Origin of the sequence: Streptomyces sp. NPDC096040, from assembly GCF_040303265.1 — a bacterium.
In the GTDB taxonomy this organism is placed as follows: domain Bacteria; phylum Actinomycetota; class Actinomycetes; order Streptomycetales; family Streptomycetaceae; genus Streptomyces.
In genome coordinates this window covers 277,666-295,113 of record NZ_JBEOTA010000008.1, presented here as the reverse complement: position 1 = coordinate 295,113, position 17,448 = coordinate 277,666, and the positions used below count along the sequence as shown (strand labels likewise).

Annotated in this window: 13 protein-coding genes; 6 read left to right on the top strand and 7 right to left on the bottom strand. The window is 72.3% G+C overall.

The window, feature by feature from the left end; translation table 11 throughout:
• Positions 1–20 precede the first annotated feature (20 nt).
• From ABTY98_RS13455 to ABTY98_RS13440, 4 genes are read left to right on the top strand one after another with little or no spacing between them, the layout of a single operon-like run.
• Entirely contained in the window at positions 21–1,598 is a 1,578-nt protein-coding gene (locus tag ABTY98_RS13455; RefSeq protein WP_352221023.1) for an FAD-dependent oxidoreductase, read from the top strand.
• Positions 1,595–2,914, top strand: coding sequence for a sugar efflux transporter (locus tag ABTY98_RS13450; protein ID WP_352221022.1), 1,320 nt, complete (start codon positions 1,595–1,597; stop codon positions 2,912–2,914). Before ABTY98_RS13455 ends, ABTY98_RS13450 begins: the two co-directional genes overlap by 4 nt.
• Positions 2,808–4,421 (top strand): PIG-L family deacetylase, encoded by a 1,614-nt coding sequence (locus tag ABTY98_RS13445; protein WP_352221021.1) that lies wholly within the window; start codon positions 2,808–2,810, stop codon positions 4,419–4,421. The genes ABTY98_RS13450 and ABTY98_RS13445 overlap by 107 nt, the downstream gene beginning before the upstream one ends.
• Before the next feature lie 22 nt (positions 4,422–4,443).
• On the top strand, positions 4,444–7,017 hold the full coding sequence (locus ABTY98_RS13440; protein ID WP_352221020.1) for a glycoside hydrolase family 3 protein: 2,574 nt from the start codon (positions 4,444–4,446) through the stop codon (positions 7,015–7,017).
• 91 nt (positions 7,018–7,108) lie between these two features.
• On the opposite strand, the gene ABTY98_RS13435 is transcribed toward ABTY98_RS13440, so the two are convergent.
• The 4 genes from ABTY98_RS13435 to ABTY98_RS13420 all read right to left on the bottom strand — a co-directional run bounded on the left by ABTY98_RS13435 (position 7,109) and on the right by ABTY98_RS13420 (position 12,886).
• A complete protein-coding gene (locus tag ABTY98_RS13435; protein WP_352221019.1) occupies positions 7,109–8,233 on the bottom strand; it encodes an endonuclease/exonuclease/phosphatase family protein in 1,125 nt (374 codons plus the stop codon).
• 920 nt (positions 8,234–9,153) lie between these two features.
• Positions 9,154–10,620: a glycoside hydrolase family 18 protein gene (locus tag ABTY98_RS13430; protein WP_352221018.1), complete on the bottom strand. Its 1,467-nt coding sequence runs from the start codon at positions 10,618–10,620 to the stop codon at positions 9,154–9,156.
• Positions 10,621–10,751: 131 nt separating this feature from the next.
• Positions 10,752–12,179, bottom strand: a complete 1,428-nt coding sequence (locus ABTY98_RS13425; RefSeq protein WP_352221017.1) for a sensor histidine kinase — start codon at positions 12,177–12,179, stop codon at positions 10,752–10,754.
• Positions 12,176–12,886, bottom strand: coding sequence for a response regulator transcription factor (locus ABTY98_RS13420; protein WP_352221016.1), 711 nt, complete (start codon positions 12,884–12,886; stop codon positions 12,176–12,178). The genes ABTY98_RS13425 and ABTY98_RS13420 overlap by 4 nt, the downstream gene beginning before the upstream one ends.
• Before the next feature lie 98 nt (positions 12,887–12,984).
• On the opposite strand from ABTY98_RS13420, the gene ABTY98_RS13415 reads away from it, so the two are divergent.
• On the top strand, positions 12,985–13,503 hold the full coding sequence (locus ABTY98_RS13415; RefSeq protein WP_352221015.1) for a hypothetical protein: 519 nt from the start codon (positions 12,985–12,987) through the stop codon (positions 13,501–13,503).
• 4 nt (positions 13,504–13,507) lie between these two features.
• On the opposite strand, the gene ABTY98_RS13410 is transcribed toward ABTY98_RS13415, so the two are convergent.
• Positions 13,508–14,380: a spermidine synthase gene (locus ABTY98_RS13410; RefSeq protein WP_352221014.1), complete on the bottom strand. Its 873-nt coding sequence runs from the start codon at positions 14,378–14,380 to the stop codon at positions 13,508–13,510.
• Between the two features lie 36 nt (positions 14,381–14,416).
• Positions 14,417–14,821: a hypothetical protein gene (locus ABTY98_RS13405; RefSeq protein WP_352221013.1), complete on the bottom strand. Its 405-nt coding sequence runs from the start codon at positions 14,819–14,821 to the stop codon at positions 14,417–14,419.
• A gap of 255 nt (positions 14,822–15,076) precedes the next feature.
• Here ABTY98_RS13405 and ABTY98_RS13400 point away from each other — a divergent pair, with 255 nt between their 5' ends.
• A complete protein-coding gene (locus ABTY98_RS13400) occupies positions 15,077–16,543 on the top strand; it encodes an NsdA family TPR-like regulatory protein (RefSeq protein ID WP_352221012.1) in 1,467 nt (488 codons plus the stop codon).
• Positions 16,544–16,765: 222 nt separating this feature from the next.
• Here the strand turns inward: ABTY98_RS13400 and ABTY98_RS13395 are convergent, their stop codons facing one another.
• The gene (locus ABTY98_RS13395) at positions 16,766–17,362 is read right to left on the bottom strand and encodes a histidine phosphatase family protein (RefSeq protein WP_352221011.1); all 597 of its coding nucleotides are present in this window, start codon (positions 17,360–17,362) and stop codon (positions 16,766–16,768) included.
• Positions 17,363–17,448 lie beyond the last annotated feature (86 nt).

Below are 17,448 nucleotides of genomic sequence, written 5' to 3'. Positions count from 1 at the left end.
AGGAAAGGAGGGGCACCGCTGTGCGAATCGCCGTGATCGGCGCGGGTCCGGCCGGACTGACCAGCGCCAAGCAGGCGCTGGCGGCCGGACACCGGGTCGTCCTGTACGAGCGGACGGACACCGTCGGGGGCATCTGGAACCCCGACTCGGGCGGCGCCTACGACGGCGTCCGCATGCAGAGCTCCCGGATGAGCTTCCCGTACTCGGACTTCGCGCCGGGCTTCGGCACGGACTTCGCCACCCGCGGCGAACTCCACGGCTACCTCCGCGACTACGCGCGGCGGTCCGGCGCGCTGGAGACGATCAGGTTCGGCCACACCGTGACGGAGGTGGTCAAGCGGGACGGCGCCTGGCAGGTGACGGCGGACTCCCTCCGGGGCCCGGCCACCGACGCGTTCGACGCGGTGATGGTGGCCAGCGGCGAACTGTGGGAGCCGCGGCGGCCCGCCTTCGTCCCGGACGCCTCGACCGGCGTACGGGTCCTCACCGCGAAGGACTACCGGCGGCCGCAGGACCTGGCCGGGCGGCGGGTGCTCGTGGTGGGCGGCGGGGTGAGCGGCGCCGACATCGCGGCCGAACTCGCCGCCCACGGCACCTCGGTGGACTGGTCGGTGCGCCGCCGCGCCCTGTTCCTGCCCCGCTGGTGCGGGGACCACTACAACGACGCCCTGCTCTCCTACATCGGCCGGGTCGCCGTCGAGGAGCTGTCCTACCAGGACTATCTGAAGTGGCTGGAGAGCCTGCTGCCGGAGTACTTCGCCCAGTACCGGGCGACGGGACTGCTGCCCGAGAGCGGCTTCCACGGCGCGGTCCACGTCAACGACCGGATCGTGCCCGCCGTGCACAGCGGCGCGGTGACGGTCGTACCCGCCTTCGAGCGCTTCGAGGAGGACGGCCGGGTCGTTCTCACCGACGGTTTCGAGGGCCGTTACGACACCGTGCTGCTCTGCATGGGATACGGGATGCCGAACTACGACTTCGTGCCCGAGCTGCGCAGGGAGGAGCTGTACGAGCACTTCTTCCACCTGCCGGACCCGACCCTCGCGGTGATCAACACCCCCGTCGACACCGAGGCGTTCGGCACCGCCTGCCCCTACTTCGAGGCCATCGCGGGCTGGGCGCTGCGGGTGTTCACCGGCGAGGCCGTGCTGCCGCCGCTCGCGGAGCGGGCCGACTGGTGTGCGCGGCACATGGACCGGCTGACCGACCGGCGCTACTACGACTGCTGGCTGGAGACCGTCCGGATCGGCCTGGCCGCCGGCACCCTGCCCGACCCCGAGCGGGACTTCACGGCGTACTGGCGGATCGTCTCCCACCAGGTCGACCCGGCCGGGCTGCGGCCGGACGGCCCCGAGCCGCGGCCCGCCGCACACGACCACGCCCTGTTCGACCCGGCGGCCCTCAAGCACCGGGTGCTGGCCGCACTGCCCGCAGGCGCGCGCGCCGGCCTGCTGGCCTGCGGCCAGATCACGGCCGAGGAGGCCGGCGCGGCCGAGCGTGTTCCGCCCGGACGCCGGATCGGCCCGGAGCTGCCGTACCGCCAGCGCGAGGCGGCGGACGAGGTGTTCGCGGGCGCGGCACCGCGGGGCCGGGGGTGAGCGCGGCGGCCGACCCGGGGGTGCCCGCGCGGGGGCGGTTCGCCGCCGTACGCGCGGGCGCCGCCGAACTGCTCGGCGACCGGGCGCTCGGCGGGCTGGTCGGCTCCACCGGGCTGATCGGGGTCGGCGGGGCCATGGTGACCTCGTCGGTCAGTCTCTTCCTCGCCGACGACGTGCGGGCGGCCCCGCTGCTGATCGGCCTGTTCTTCGCCGGCCGGGCCGTCCTGGAGATCAGCTCCGACCTTGTGGTCGGTGTGCTGTCGGACCGGATCGGCAACCGCCGCACCCTGCTCGCGATCTGCTCGGCGCTGTCGGCGGCCGGGGCGTTCAGCTACATGGTGCTGCGCGACTACTACCTGCTCTTCGCGGCCGGTGCGGTCTTCTTCGGTCTCGGCAGCGCCTGCTTCTCCCAACTGTTCGCCTACACCAGGGAGTTCGCCGACCACCGGGCGCTCGATCCGGCCTTCTTCAACGCGGCCCTGCGCTCGGTCACCTCGGTCGCCTGGATCGTCGGCCCGCCGCTGGCGTTCTTCCTCATCGCCGCGCGCGGCTTCGCCGTGCTGTTCTGCACGGCCGGGCTGCTCTATCTCGCGGCCGGGGCGGTGTGCCTGTGGGGGCTGCCCAACCTGGCCCTGGGCGACCGCGACCGGGTGCGCCGGCCGTACGCCGGTCTCGGGCGCCGTATCTGGCTGCTGCTGACCGCGATCGTGCTGCTGCTCGCCGTCAACCAGGCCTACCAGATCGACGTCTCCCTGTTCGTCACCAGGGACCTCGGCCTCGGCACCGGCTTCACCGGGGTGCTGCTCGGCCTGGCCGCGGCGCTGGAGGTGCCGGTGATGTTCGTCCTCGGGGCGCGGGCCGAACGCCTCGGGCTGTGGCGGGTGACGGCGGCCGCCGCCGCGTGCGCCGCACTGTTCTTCTGTCTGCTGCCGCTGGCCCGGTCGGCGGCCGAACTGATCGCGCTCCAACTGCTCAACGCCCTGTGGACCTCGGTCGTGCTCAGCGTCCCCGTGACCATCCTCCAGGACGCCATGACCGAACGCGTGGGGGTCGCCTCCTCGCTGTACTCCGGGGCGTTCAAGGCCGGGATCCTGCTGGGCGGCGCCACCACCGGGGTGGTCACCGAGTGGGCCGGCTTCACCAACGTTTTCTGGGTGTGCGCCCTGCTGGCGGCGGCGGCCACCCTGCTACTCGCTCTCGGGAGGGGCCATGGAACCGACAACACCGCAGTGCAGCGTGGTCGTGCCGACGTACAACCGGGCACGGCTGCTGCGGCTCACCCTCGAGTCGCTGACCCGGCAGACGCTGCCGACTGACGACTTCGAGGTGCTGGTCGCCGACGACGGGTCGAGCGACGACAGCGCCGAGGTGGCCGCCGAGTTCGGGCAGCGGCTGCGGCTGAGCTACCTGCGCCAGGAGGACGAGGGCTACCGGGTCGCCGCCGCGCGGAACCTGGGGCTGGCCCACGCCCAGGCGCCCGTCACCGTGTTCGTGGACTCCGGGGTGATCCTGCACTCGGGTGCCCTCGCCGCGCACCTGGACAGCCACCGCGACCCGGCCGGACCGGTCGCCGTGTGCGGATACGTGTACTGCTTCAACGAGGACAACGAGGACGGCGCGCTCATCGAGCGGGCCATCGACTACGCCGACCCGGACGCCACCATGGCGGACCTCGCCGGGCGGGGCCGCTGGCTGGACATCCGGGAGGAGTTCTACGCCAAGTACGGCGACGACTTCGCCGGGCTGCCGGCGCCCTGGCTGGTCTGGTGGACCTGCAACGTCTCGGCGCGCACCGACCGGTTGCGGGCAGTGGGCGGCTTCGACGAGGCCTACCGGGCCTGGGGCGCCGAGGACATCGACCTGAGCTACCGGCTGCACCGGACCGGGGCCCGTTTCGTGCTGAACCGGGCGGCCGCCGCGATCCATGTGCCGCATCCCAAGAGCTACAGCGAGAACATGCGGGCGGTCGCCGCCAACTACCGTTACTTCGCAGAGAAGTTCGACACCCCGATCACCCGGCTGGTCCCGGACAACCACTTCTTCGAGATCAACGACATCGTGGCCGAGCGACGGCTCCCGTCCTGCCCCGAGTACCTGGCCTCCGCCGACCCCGAGGCGGGTTCCGTCCTGGTGTTCGCGCCGCATCCCGACGACGACGTGATCGCCTGCGGCGGCACCATCGCCCGCCGGACCGCGTGCGGCCGACGGGTCGGCATCGTCTACTCGACCGACGGTTCCCGCTCGCACTCCGCCGTCCTCGGCATGGACACCCCCACCCCCGAGGAGCTGACCGTCATCCGCGAGGGCGAGGCCCGGGCGGCCGCCCGCCGGCTCGGGGTGGACGACGCCGACCTGCGTTTCCTCGGGTTCACCGACACCGCCCTGGCCGACAGCCTGCCCGACTTCCGCGCCCAGGTCCTCAAACTCCTCGCGGAGAACCGCGAGGTGGCCGAGGTCTATCTACCGCACGACGTCAAGGAGCTGAACGCCGACCATCGGCTCACCGGCGAGATCGTCCTCGACTGCCTCGCCACCCTCGGCATGACCCCGCGGATCCACAAGTACGTGGTGTGGGACGAGCGGACCGAGGCCGAGTTCGTGTTCGTCAACCGCAACGAGCCGGCCCCGGAGCGGAGGACCGACGAGCGGCTCCTCGTCCGTGACATCGCGCCCCAGCTGCCCGTCAAACGGACCGCGCTCCAGGAACACCGCACCCAGGTCGACCTCTACGCGCCGGGCCAGACGCGGACCGTCGTGCCCCCGGAGTTCGTCGAGCGGGTCTGCGAACGCGACATCGAGGAGTTCTGGGTTGCCGACCACTGAGCACACGCAGCAGGAGACGAGTATGAGCCGACTGACCCACCACACCGACTGGCCCAAGGCCGGCTCCGCGATCCCGCTGCCGCCCGAGCGGGAGCGGCGCATCGAGGAGATCCTCGCCCAGCTCACGCTGGAGGAGAAGATCGGCCAGATGATCCAGCCCGAACTGGCCGAACTGACCGCGCAGGACGTGCGGGACTACCACATCGGCTCCGCGCTCAACGGCGCCGGCATCTGGCCGGAGGGCAACCGGCAGGCCGGCCAGGCCGACTGGATCAAGACCGTCGACGCCTTCTGGGAGGCGGCCGAGAGCAGGTACGAGGGGCGGCCGTTCCGTATCCCGTTCATGTGGGCGACCGACGCGGTGCACGGCCACAACAACGTCCGCGGCGCCACCGTCTTTCCGCACAACATCGGCCTCGGCGCGGCCCGCGACCCCGACCTGCTGCGCCGGATCGGGGAGGCGACCGCCCGCGAGATCGCCGCCACCGGCATGGACTGGACGTTCGCCCCCACGGTCACCACTCCCCGGGACCGCCGTTGGGGCCGCTACTACGAGGGCTACGCCGAGGATCCGGAGGTCGTCCACGACTACGCGCCGGCCATGGTGCGGGGTCTGCAGGGCGAGGCGGGCGAACTCACCGCCGACACCCGTGTGGTGGCCTGTGTGAAGCACTGGGTCGCCGACGGCGGCACCGTGCACGGGGCCGACCGCGGCACCGCCGTCTGCGCCGAGGACCTGGTCCGCAACATCCACGCGGTGGGATTCTTCTCCGGCCTGGCCTCGGGCGCGCAGTCCGTGATGGTCTCCTTCAGCAGCTGGGAGTCTCCCGCCAACTACGACCACAGCCCGGACACCGGCCCTGCCTACAACCACAAGGTCCACGGCAGCCGCTATCTGATCACCGACGTGCTCAAGGGAAAGATGGGCTTCGACGGGATCGTCATCAGCGACTGGGACGCGCACGCGGAGGTCGCCGGCTGCACCGTCGGCGACGCCGGGTACGCCATCAACGCCGGCATCGACGTGCTGATGGTCGCCGGACGGGACGCCTGGCAGTCCGTGCACCGCACGGCCTGCGCACACGTCCGCGCGGGCCGGATCCCCGAGGAGCGGATCGACGACGCCGTACGCCGGGTGCTGCGGGTGAAGACGCGGGCCGGGCTGTGGGAGAAGCCCCGGCCCCGGGAGCGGTCGCTGGCCGTGCGCACCGATGTGCTCGGCTGCGCGGAGCACCGGGCGCTGGCCCGGGAGGCGGTGCGCAAGTCGCTGGTCCTGCTCAAGCACCGGGCGGGAACGCTGCCGCTGTCCCGCTCCGCGCGGGTGCTCGTCACGGGCAGCGGCGCGGACGACATCCAGAAGCAGGCCGGCGGCTGGACCCTCACCTGGCAGGGCAACGACGTCAACCTGGACGACCTGCCCGGCGCGACGACCGTGGCACAGGCGGTCCGCACGGTGGTCGGCGACGCCAACTGCACGGTCGACCCCGGCCTGAACACCGCGGACCTGGCCGGCCACGACGTGGCCCTGATGGTGCTGGGCGAGGACTCCTACGCCGAGATGCGCGGCACGATCAAACCGTGGGGGACCCTGTCGTACGCGGGCCTCAAGCAGTCGTACGCCCGCGACCTGGACATCCTGCGCCGCCTGCGCGAGCAGGGGATCACCGTCGTCACGATCTACTTCGGCGGACGCGCGCTCTACCTCACCAAGGAGATCAACCTCTCGGACGCCTTCGTGGCGGCCTGGCTGCCGGGCACCGAGGCCGGCGGGATCACGGACGTGCTGTTCCGCGCGGCCGACGGCGGCACCGGGCACGACTTCCAGGGCAGGCTCGGCTCCTCCTGGCCGCGCACCACCCGCTCGCACGCGGTCAACCGCGTCCCGCCGCACATCCCCGGCTATCGGGTGCCCGCGGAGGAACAGGCCCCCGAGGGCGAACACGAGCCGCTCTTCCCGTACGGCTACGGCCTGAGCATGACCGACAGCTCACCGGCCGGCCCGCTGCCCGAGGACACCTACCAGGACACGACCCCCGTGCCCCCCGTCACCGGTCCGCTGGAGATCCACGGCGGCACGGGCACCGACGTCGTCTACCGCATCGGCGGCCACAACACCTGGTCGCGCCCGGAGATCTCCTTCGCCGAACCGACGGAGGTCCTGGTGGTGGGCAGCGAACCGCTGACCGAGCCGGACCGGCCGAACGCCCTCGCGCTGCGCTTCAAGGGCCCGGGCCTGCCGGCCTTCGTCTACGCCCAGTTCGCCTCCGGCGACCCCGCCGACCTGCGCGGGTACGCCGACGCCGGGGCGCTGGTCGAGGCCGAGGTACGGGTGTGGGAGGCGCCGTCCGAGTCGCTCTACCTCGCCTGCCACGACGACTATCCCGCCCAGCCGGCCGTGGACATCTCCACCACCCTGGCCGAACTGCCCACGGGCGAGTGGTCGACGGTGACCGTGCCGGTGGAGGCGCTGCGCGCGATCGGCTCCGATCTCCGCCATGTGGACGTGCCGTTCATGCTCTACACCGACGGCACGGCCCGGCTCGACCTCGGCCGGGTGCGCTGGCTGCCGCCGGAGTCCGCCGACGGCACGGACTGAGAGACGGCAACGCCGCAACGGTCGTACGACGTCGATGTCGTACGGCCGTTGCGGCGTCGGCGCGTGCTGCTCGGCCCTCGGCCCTCGACCCTCAGCCGGAGAAGCGGAACTCCTGGGCCCGGTGCGACGACAGCGCCCCGGGATCGGTCAGCCGGTACTCGTCGATCCGGGCCCCGGAGCCGGAGAAGGCCCAGTCCAGCCGCCAGGCCTGGAGCTTGCCGACCCAGAACGACACCGGGTACAGGGAACGCGAGGAGTGCGCCCCGTCCGTCAGCCCGTCCAGCCAACGCAGTTCGCCGGAGCCCGGCACCACGTTGAACTCACCGGCCACCAGCTTGGGCCGGGGGTTGCCGGCGATCTCCTCCTGGAGCGCCCGCAGCACCGCGCGGCGGCGGTGGTCGAGGTCGTCGACGATCCGGTAGAACCCGGTGGAGAGCGGGCTGGACTCCAGCGAGAACTGGTCGGGGAGATGGACGTTGTAGAGGGAGATCTCCTTGCCGTCGGCCTCGATGTCCGTGCGCAGCGCCCTGATGTTCCAGTAGTCGTCCCAGGACGTCAGAGGTGCGGGCAGCGGCGCCCGGACGACGGTCCGGGTCGTGATCGGATAGCGGGAGATGGTGAGCAGTTCCCCGGCGGAGGCGAAGTGATAGCCGGGGAAGGCCGCACGCAGCCGGGCGGAGTCGTCCACGGGTACCGGCTCGCCGTCGCGTATCTCCATGTACTCCTGAAGCACGTAGACGTCCGCCCCGCTGCTCTTCAGATAGCGGTAGAAGGCGTCGGGGTCATTGCCCTGGTGCCACTCCAGGGTGTCCCAGGAGACCACCTTCAGCGCGTCGGCAGGGGCCCGGTCGTGGGGTCCGAGGGCCCGCCAGTTCACTCCCGACTGCGGGACGGCGAGGGCCAGGCCGAGCGCGGCCAGCCCGACGAGCCAGCGGTGCCGCCGGGTCGGACGGCCGCGCCGGCGCAGCAGGACCACACCCTCAGCCACCAGGAACCCGGCCGGCACCAGGAGCAGGGCGAGCGGCGGCAGCAGGTCGACCAGCACCCACCACCACACCCGGCCGCCGAGCAGCGGGCGGACGGCAAGCAGCACCAGCCAGCCCGCGGCCACGCCCACCGACACCCGGGTCAGCAGGGCACCCCAGCGGCCCGAACGCCCGGGCTTGGCTGGGCCGTTCGTCTCGACGGACACCTCGTCACTCGTCCCGACGGACACCTGACCACCTCTCTCCGGCGCTCCGCGACGGGCACCGAACCCAGCATGTGAGCCACCGTCGGGTACGGCAACGACGGTCCTGCTCCCCTGCCGCGCCTCTCTTGCGTCCCTCTGGGCACCTCACAGCAACCGCTCAGGCACCGATCAGCGGTCTCTCAACTCCCGGGCGTCCCACAGGACGTACGAGGTGATCGAACTTCGGGGACAGGGGACGACCGAGGCGTCATGGGTTTCATCGCGCTGGTGATGGCGCGCTGGTCATCGGCGGAGTGACGGCCTTCGTCACCCGAAGCCGGCAGCGGACCGCGGGCGGCGCCGGGCAGCCGGCATGGCAGGACCTCACCGCCGACGCCGGGGCGGAGGCCACCCGCTGGGTGGACCGGCTCGGCGGCGGTATCGCGACACTTCAGGCGGACGAAGACCGGGCGGCCCGGCAGGCACTGGCGGACGCGGCGGAACGCCATCGTGCGGCCCAGGGCCGGCTGGCGACGGCGTACACCCCGGCGCAGTACGCGCTGGTCACCCAGACCGCCGTCGAAGGCCTGCACCACGTACGGGCGGCCCGCACCGCCCTGGGCCTCGATCCGGGTCCGGCGCTGCCGCCGACGGGCGTGGCCGCGGCGGGCCGGCAGGTGACGGTGGGCGGCCGGACGTACACGTCCTCGGACCGCCTCGGCACGGGGACTCCGTACTACTACCCCGGCGGTACGGTCGGCGGCCGTACCGTCCCCGGCGGCTGGTACAGCGCCTGGTGGAAGACGGCCCTGGTCGCGGGCGCGGCGGGGGTTGGCGGCATGCTCCTGGCCGACGCGATCCTCGACGGCTTCCACCACCACGGCCCGCCCATGGGCGGGCCGGGCGGACCTGGCGGGTTCGGGGGCTTCGGAGGGCCGGGGGTCTTCCAGGCCCTGTCGGTCGCGTCAGCCGATCGCGGCGAACGCCTTCGAGAAGGCGTACTTGTCCTGGGCGATCGAGCTGCACGTGGCGTCGGCGGTGGGCTTGGCGCCGCCGTCGCACTGCTTGTCGCGGGTGGCCGACCACATCGACAGCCGGCCGAGGCCCTTGGACTTGGCGAAGTCGACGAGCTGGGTGGCGTCGGCCACCTTGAAGACCTCGGCGGAGACGTCGTTGACGCCGATCATCGGGGTGACGGCCACCGTCTTCCAGGCGGCGGCGTCGGAGAGGCCGAGCACGCTCTTGATCTGGGCCTGGGTGGCGGTGGCGGCCTGGGTGGCGTAGGTGCCCATGTCGCCGTTGTACGAGGCGCCGTAGTCCATCGCCATGATGTTGACGGTGCTGATCTTCACACCGTTGGCCTTGGCGTTGGACAGCAGGTTCACGCCGTCCTGGGTGAGGCCCTCCGGCATGACCGGGAGGGTGAAGGAGACGTCCAGGTCCGGGTGGCTCGCCTGGAGCTTGGCGATGGCCTTCGCGCGGTTGGTGTTCGCCGTGGTGTTGGGCAGCGCGCCGCCCTCCACGTCGAAGTCGACCTTGGTCAGTTTGTAGGCGTCCACGGCCTTGCCGTACGCCGTCGCCAGCGCGTCCGCCGAGGAGCAGGTGGTCGCGAGCTCCGAGCCGGAGGCGCCGCCGAAGGAGACCCGGACGTCACCGCCCTTGGCGCGCAGGGCGCCGATCTGGGAGGCGACACCGTCACTGGCCAGGTCCGTCACCCCGCCCCACTTCGGCGTGCAGCCGCCGCCGTCGGTGATGAAGGCGAGGTTGTAGTTCTTCACACCGGTCGCGTCGGCGGCCGCGAGAAGGTCGAACGCCGGGTAGAGGGAGGTGTCGACGTACGGGGCGAAGCCGGCGGAGGCGGTGGTGCCGGTGCCGCTGCTCTGGGTGGGCGACGCGGTGGGGGTGGCCGTCGCGGTGGGGGTGGAGGTGGCGGAGGCAGTGGCGGTCGGGGTCGCGGTCGGCGTGGTGGACTGCGTCGGGCGGCCGCTGGGCTCCGGGATCGCCGTGCCGTCCGCCGAACAGCTCGCGTTGTCGATACGGCAACCGGTCGGGTCCCCACTGCCGTTGACCACGAAGCCGACGGTGACCGACTCGTCGGCCGCGAGGCCGTCCGTGTCCCACTTCGCCGGCTTCACGGTCACGTGCTGACCGCTGACCGTGGACTCGGCGTTCCACAGCGAGCTGAGCTTCGCGCCGGCCGGCAGGTCGAACTCCAGGGTCCAGTCCTTCTCCGTCGCGCCGCTGTTGTTCGTCACGACGTACTGCGCGGTGTACCCGGTCGACCAGTCGCTGGTCTTGGTGTACGCGGCGCCGACCCCGGCCGCCTGCGCGATCCCGGTGAACAGGATCGCCCCGCCACCGACCACGGCCGCGGCGACCAGACCGCCTATCGCCTTGTTCCTGCCACTGATGCTGCGCCGGTGCGTGCTCATGCGCGTGCCTGCCTTCGCCTGCCGAAATGGGGGGTGCGGCAGCACGCTAGCGACCGGGAAACGGACAAACATCCTGATAGGGACGGGCGTTGGGGATCTTAGGGTGCGCTTAAGGAAGGGATCGGGACCGATTAAAGGTCGAGACCAATTTTCTTGGTCTCCCCGGTTCCTCTCCTGCCCGCCTCCCCCGGCTGCCTGCGCGAACGGCGCCTGCGCACCGACCCCCGATGCCCCTTCCGCTCCGGCTTCCTGCCGTCCAGCTGGATCCAGATCCGCACCTCGGTCCCGCCGAGCACCGACGAGCCGATCCGCACATCCCCGCCGGTCGACTCGGCGAGCCGGCGCACGATGTCCAGGCCGAGCCCGGTCGACCCGGCCGACCCCGAGCCCCGCCCCCGGGCCATCGCCGCCTCCGGGTCCCGGATGCCCTGCCCGGCGTCGGAGACCAGCACGATGACGGCGTCCTCCCCGTTGTGCACGTCCACCGCGAAGGCGGTGCCCTCGGCGGTGTGCCGGAAGACATTGCCGAGCAGCGCGTCGAGCCCGGCGGCCAGGTCGGCGCGGGCCACGGGTATGCGCACCGGCCGGTCGACACCGGCCACCCGCCACTTGCGGCCCTCGTCCTCCGCGAGCGCCGACCAGAACTCCATTCGCTCCCGCACCACCTCTGCCGCGTCGCATCCGGCGCCCGGCCCGGCGGCCGCCGTCTGCGGCTTGGCCTCCCGTGCGGTCCGGATGATGGTGTCGACCTCACGCTCCAACTGGGCGACGGCGGCCCGGGTCTGCTCGGCGGCCGGCCCGTCCCCGAGCGAGGCGGTGTTGAGCCGCAGCACGGTGAGCGGGGTCCGCAGTCGATGCGACAGATCGGCTGCCAGCTCCCTCTCGTTCGCCAGGAGTTGTACGACCTGGTCGGCCATCGAGTTGAACGCGACCGCCGCCAGCCGCAGTTCGGTCGGTCCCTCCTCGGGCACCCGCGACCCCAGCTTGCCCTCCCCCAGTTCATGTGCGCCCTCGACCAGCCGCTGGGCCGGCTGCACCATCCGTACGCCCAGCCGGTCGGCGACGGCCACCGAGCCGACGATCAGCGCCAGGCCGACGGCGGCGAGCACAGCCCAGGCCGTGGAGACGCCGTTGGTCACCTCGGACTCGGGGACGTACACCTCGACGACCGCGATGGCACCGGAGCTGAGCGCGACGGGCTGCAACAGGGTCGAGCCGCCCGCCACCCCGGTCGTGGAGGCACGCCCCAGCTTCCGTACGGTCGCGATGTCCCCGTCGGCGGCGCGCTGCCGGCCTATGTCGACGGCGGCACCGTCTCCCGACGCGGGTATGTGCACGGCCATGCCCCGGTCGGCGCCGGCCGAGGCCACCACCCGCTCCAGCTTGTCCCGGTCGGTGGTGATGGACAGGGCGGGGGCGACGGCGGCCGCCTCCCGCTCGGCGTTGGAGAAGGCGCGGTCCCGGGCCATCTCCTTGACGACCAGACCGAGCGGGACCGCGAAGGCGACCACGACCATCGCGGTGACCGCCAGACAGACCTTGACCAGTGCCCATCTCATCCGACCGGCCTCGCTTCCCCGCCCGGTGGCTCCAGCTTCACACCGACTCCCCGAAGTGTGTGCAGATAACGCGGCCGGGCCGCCGTCTCCCCCAACTTCCGCCGCAGCCAGGACAAATGCACGTCGATGGTCTGATCGTCCCCGTAGGACTGCTGCCACACCTCAGCCAGCAGTTCCTTGCGCGGTACGACGACCCCGGGCCGCCCGGCCAGAAACGCCAGCAGATCGAACTCGCGCCGGGTGAGATCCAGCCGTACCCCGTCCAACTCGGCCTGCCGGCGCAGCGGATCGACGGTCAGCCCGCCGACCCGCAGCACACTGGACGGCGCCGCCTCTCCCCCGCCCGACCGCGCCCGGCGCAGCACGGCGGACATCCGCGCCGACAGGTGCTCCACGGAGAAGGGCTTGGTCAGATAGTCGTCCGCACCGGCGTTGAGCAGCCGGACGATCTCCGTCTCGTCGTCCCGGGCGGTGGCGATGATCACCGGTACATCGGTGATCCCGCGCAGCATCTTCAGGGCCTCGGAGCCGTCCAGGTCCGGCAGTCCGAGGTCCAGGACGACCACGTCGAAACGGAAATGGGCGACCTCGCGCAGCGCCTCCAGTGCCGTACCGACGCTGCGCACGGTGTGCGAGGCGTCGGTGAGATGCCGGATCAGCGCCGAGCGTACGAACTGGTCGTCCTCGACCACGAGCACACTTGCCATGCGCCGCACCGTACGCCATGCGGCATGCGCCGGTCGGAGCCTGTGGATAACTCGGGACGAGTGCGCACGGCGGTACCCCTGAGGCAGTATGGCCCGCGATGCGCAGAGGACTCGTACACGTACTGGCCTGGCTGCTCGCCACGGGCGCGGCGGTCACGCTGTCGTGGTGGGGGGTCCACACGGTGATGGCGGGCACGGCCTACGACCCGCCGCGCGCCCTGCCCGTCATGGCGGTGGACGACGACCCGACGACGCAGGGTTCCAAGCCGCCGGCGTCGGCCACGTCCCGCCCGCCGAGCCCCTCGCCCACCGTCTCCCCCCGCCCGTCGGCGACTCCCACCCCGACGCCCTCCCGCACTCCCGCGGCCACCCCGACCCCGTCCGCCACCGCGTCCGGGGAGGTCAAGGCCTACGACACGGACGGTGGCCGAGCGGTCTTCGATCTGGGGAAGACCAGCGCGACCCTCGTCTCGGCGACACCGGGGACGGGCTGGTCGATGCAGGTGTGGAAGACGGAGTCCTGGATCCGCATCGAGTTCGCCAAGACCACGGACCGGGTGTCGGTGTTCTGCACATGGCACGACGGCCCGCCGCAAGTGCAGGTCGAGACCTACTGACCGCTCACCGAAACACCGAAGGCGGCGGAGAGGGCGAAGCCACAGCCACTTCATCCGTCACGGCGACCGCCCCACCGGTGAAGTCCCTCAACCCCCGCCCGTGTTCGACGCGCCCGGGGTGAGAGTCGGAAGCACAGCGCCGGGTCAGCTCCCCCACAGGCAGCTGGACGTCGGCCGCGACCAGCACCGCGTTGCCGAACCGCTTCCCCCGCCACACCCCCGCATCCGCCACCACCGCGACCTCCGCGAACCGCGCCACCGCCGTGGCGATCTGCCCCCTGAGGTGCGAGAGCGGCGGCCCGTCCGCGAGGTTCGCCGCGTAAACGCCCCCCGGCCGCAGCACCCTCCGTACCTCGTCGAGGAACTCCGTGGACGTCAAGTGCGCGGGCGTGCGTGCCCCGCTGAACACATCAGCTATGACCAGGTCCGCCCATCCCTCCGGCACCTTGCCCAGCCCTTCCCGGGCGTCCACGGACCGCACCCGTATCCGCGCGGTCGGATCCACCGGCAGCTCCCGCCGCACCAGTTGGACGAGGGTCGCGTCCCGCTCCACGATCTGCTGCGTGGACCGGGGCCGGGTCACCGCGACATACCGCGCCAGCGTGAACGCCCCGCCGCCGAGGTGCAGGACCTGCACCGGCTTGCCCGGCGGTGCCACCAGGTCGATCACATGGCCGAGGCGGCGCTGGTACTCGAAGGAGAGGTACGCGGGATCGTCGAGGTCGACGTGCGACTGCGGGGCACCGTCGATGAGCAGGGTCCAGGCGCGGCTGCGCTCGGGGTCGGGTATGAGCTGGGCGAGGCCGCCGTCGACGGCCTCGACCACGGCCTCGGCAGCGGCGGCCGACCGGCGCCGTGAGTTCCTGGACTTGCCCATCCAACCATTTTCGCAGGCAGCGGCCGTACGGGAAATTCAGCAGCAGCTGTCCGCGGCCTTGATCAGCCGTGCCGCCTCCCCGAGCGCCCGGCGCAGCAGCGCCGGGTCCGTCGCGAGGTCGGCCTCGTCGGGGGGCAGCAGCCAGTCGGAGCCCTCGACCGGCGGCTCGGGGTTGAGCCGCAGTCCGCGCCCGTCGGTCCCGGTACAGGTGCTGCCGGGTACGTCCCAGCCCGCCGCCGTACCGGCCGGCACCACGAAGCCGAGCGTGTCCGCCCCGTCGTCGTGAAGCACGGGCCCCACCGCGTCCCCGGCCCCCCGGCGCAGGATGTCGACCGCCTCCAGGCCCTGCCGGGCCGGCACCGTCACAAGGTCGCATCCCGCATCGTCTGCCGCCGAAGTCCTCGACGGCGTACAAGGGTCGTTGCTCTGGCTGGTCTCCATCCCGGCCTCCACCGCGCAGCCCTCTTGTGGTCCATGACGTCCAACGCGCCACCGCGTCAACGGCTACGGCGGAAGTCAGCCGCAAAGGATGGCAGTTCATGGCAGATCGTGCATGAGATATCCGGTTTGTAGCCAAACGCAGCGTCATGGGTCCGACACAGCAGGTACGTTCTTGCCCGCCGGAATCAAGGGTCCACTCGGACAACTCACCATGAGCCCGGCATGGTTCGACGGTTCGCACGAGAGGACCCGGCCATGGCGTCGTCAACCACGACCCCGTCTCAGCCCGATCGGCCGGTACGGCCGAACCTCGCCTTCCGGCAACTGCGCGGCCGGCACTCGCCGGCCGAGTTCGCCGCGCTGGTTCGGCGTGCCGCCCGCGAGATCGGCGAGCGGGTGAGCTGTGACGCGCGCTACATCGGCCGGGTCGAGGCGGGTGAGATCCGCTGCCCGAACTACGCGTACGAACGGGTGTTCCTGCACATGTTCCCCGGTCGCACGCTCGCCGACCTCGGCTTCGCGCCCCGCTCGTCCGTCCGCGGACGCGGGGCCCGGCCGCCCGAGGACGCGCCCCTCTCCCTCGCGCTCGCGAGAGGTGAGGCACAGGGCGCCATCGAGCCGTATGACCAGCAGGACAGGTTTCAACCGCACGACACGTATCACCCGCAGGACACGTACGAGACGCACGACAACTACGAGGAGAGCGACGTGCTGCGTCGCCTATTCATGACCGGCGGGGGCGCCGCGGTGGCCGCCGCCACGCTGGCCCCCCTGGGGTCCACCATCGACGCCGTGGCGGCGGACCGGCCGGTACACCGGGCCGGGTCCTCGCATGCGGCCGCCCTGGAAGAGGCCGTACGCCGGATCCGGCTGCTCGACGACCGGCACGGCGCGGACGGACTGTACCGGCGCGCGGCGGCTCCGCTGCGCGCGGCGTACGCGCTGCTGGACGCGGGCGCGACCCGGCAGACGACCGCCGACCGGCTGCACTCGGGCGCCGGTGAACTGGCCATCTCGGTGGGCTGGCTGGCCCATGACTCCGGCCGCTTCGACGACGCCCGCTCGCACTACGCGGAGGCACTGGCGACGGCGCGGATGACCGGGGACCCGGGGCTGGAGGCGCACGCCTTCTGCAACACGGCGTTCCTCGCGCGGGACGCGGGGCGGCCGAGGGAAGCGGTGCGCGCGGCCCAGGCCGCGCAGCGGGTCGGCCGGCCCCTGGGCTCGGCCCGCCTGATGTCCCTGCTCGCGCTGCGCGAGGCGGGCGGCTGGGCGGGGCTCGCCGACCGCACGGGCTGCGAGCAGGCCCTGGCCCGTGCGCAGGCCCTCTTCGAGCGGGGCCACTCGGACGCCGACCCCGAGTGGATGAGCTTCTACGGAGAGGCCGAGCTGGAGGGCCTGGAGGCGCAGTGCTGGTCCACGCTGGGCGACTGGCGGCGGGCCTCACGGCATGCGCGCAGGGCCGCCGAGCTGCAGAATCCGCACTTCACGAGGAACATCGCGCTGTACACGGCGGAGCTCGCGGACGACCTCGCCCGCGGGGGGCGCCCCGACGAGGCGGCAATGGCGGGGCTGCGGGTCCTGGACCTGCTGGACCAGGTCCAGTCGTCCCGTATCCAGGGGATGCTGGCGGGCACGGCGCGGGTGCTGCTGCCGCATCGGCGGGCGAGCGGGGTCCAGGAGTTCCTGGACCGGCATGCGTCTACACCCAGGGGGGTGTAGGGCCGAGACCGGTGGTGGGGGTCGGTGGGCGACTGCGGGCCGGTGGGGGCTGGTCGCGCAGTTCCCCGCGCCCCCAAGGGGGCGCTGTAGTCGCGTCCGCTACACATCTGCGGGCAGTCGTGCCGCTTGGGCGATGGGGGTCCCCCCGCTCGAGCGAAGCCGAGAGCGGGGGAGGGTGGGCGCAGCGGCACCGGCCGGCGCCGGTAAGCGGCACCCCGCCGTTCAGCCGGCCAGGTGCCCCAGGTCGTTCCAGCTCTCGATCGCAGGCTCCCCGTAAGCCCACCCCAGCACCGACAGCGACGTCGGGTTCAGCCGGATCCGCGCCGCGAAGTCCAGCCCCAGCCCCAGCCACCGCGCCCCGATCGACCGCAGTATGTGCCCGTGGGCGAAGACCAGTACGTCCCGGTCGGCGGCGCGCGCCCACGCCACCACCTCGTCCGCGCGCGCGGTGACCTCCGCGATCGTCTCGCCCTCGGGGACACCGTCGCGCCAGATCAGCCAGCCCGGCCGGAACGCCTGGATCTCGGCCGGGGTCAGGCCTTCGTACGCGCCGTAGTCCCACTCCATCAGCGTGTCCCAGTGGGTCGCGCGATCGCCGAACCCCGCCAGCTCGCAGGTCTCACGCGCGCGTGCCAGCGGACTGGTGCGTATCTCGGCGTCCGCGAGGCCGTCGAGCGGCGGCCGGTGCAGGCGCTCACCCAGCAGCTTGGCCCCACGCCGGCCCTCCTCCAGAAGCGGTACGTCGGTCCTGCCGGTGTGCTTGCCGGACAGCGACCACTCCGTCTGTCCGTGCCGGGCCAGCAGGATGCGCGGTGCCATGGAGAGTGAACCTTTCGGGAGAAATTCGGAAGCGGGACACCTCCATCATCACCCACGCCGGGAAGACGCAGGGAACGGGCAACCCG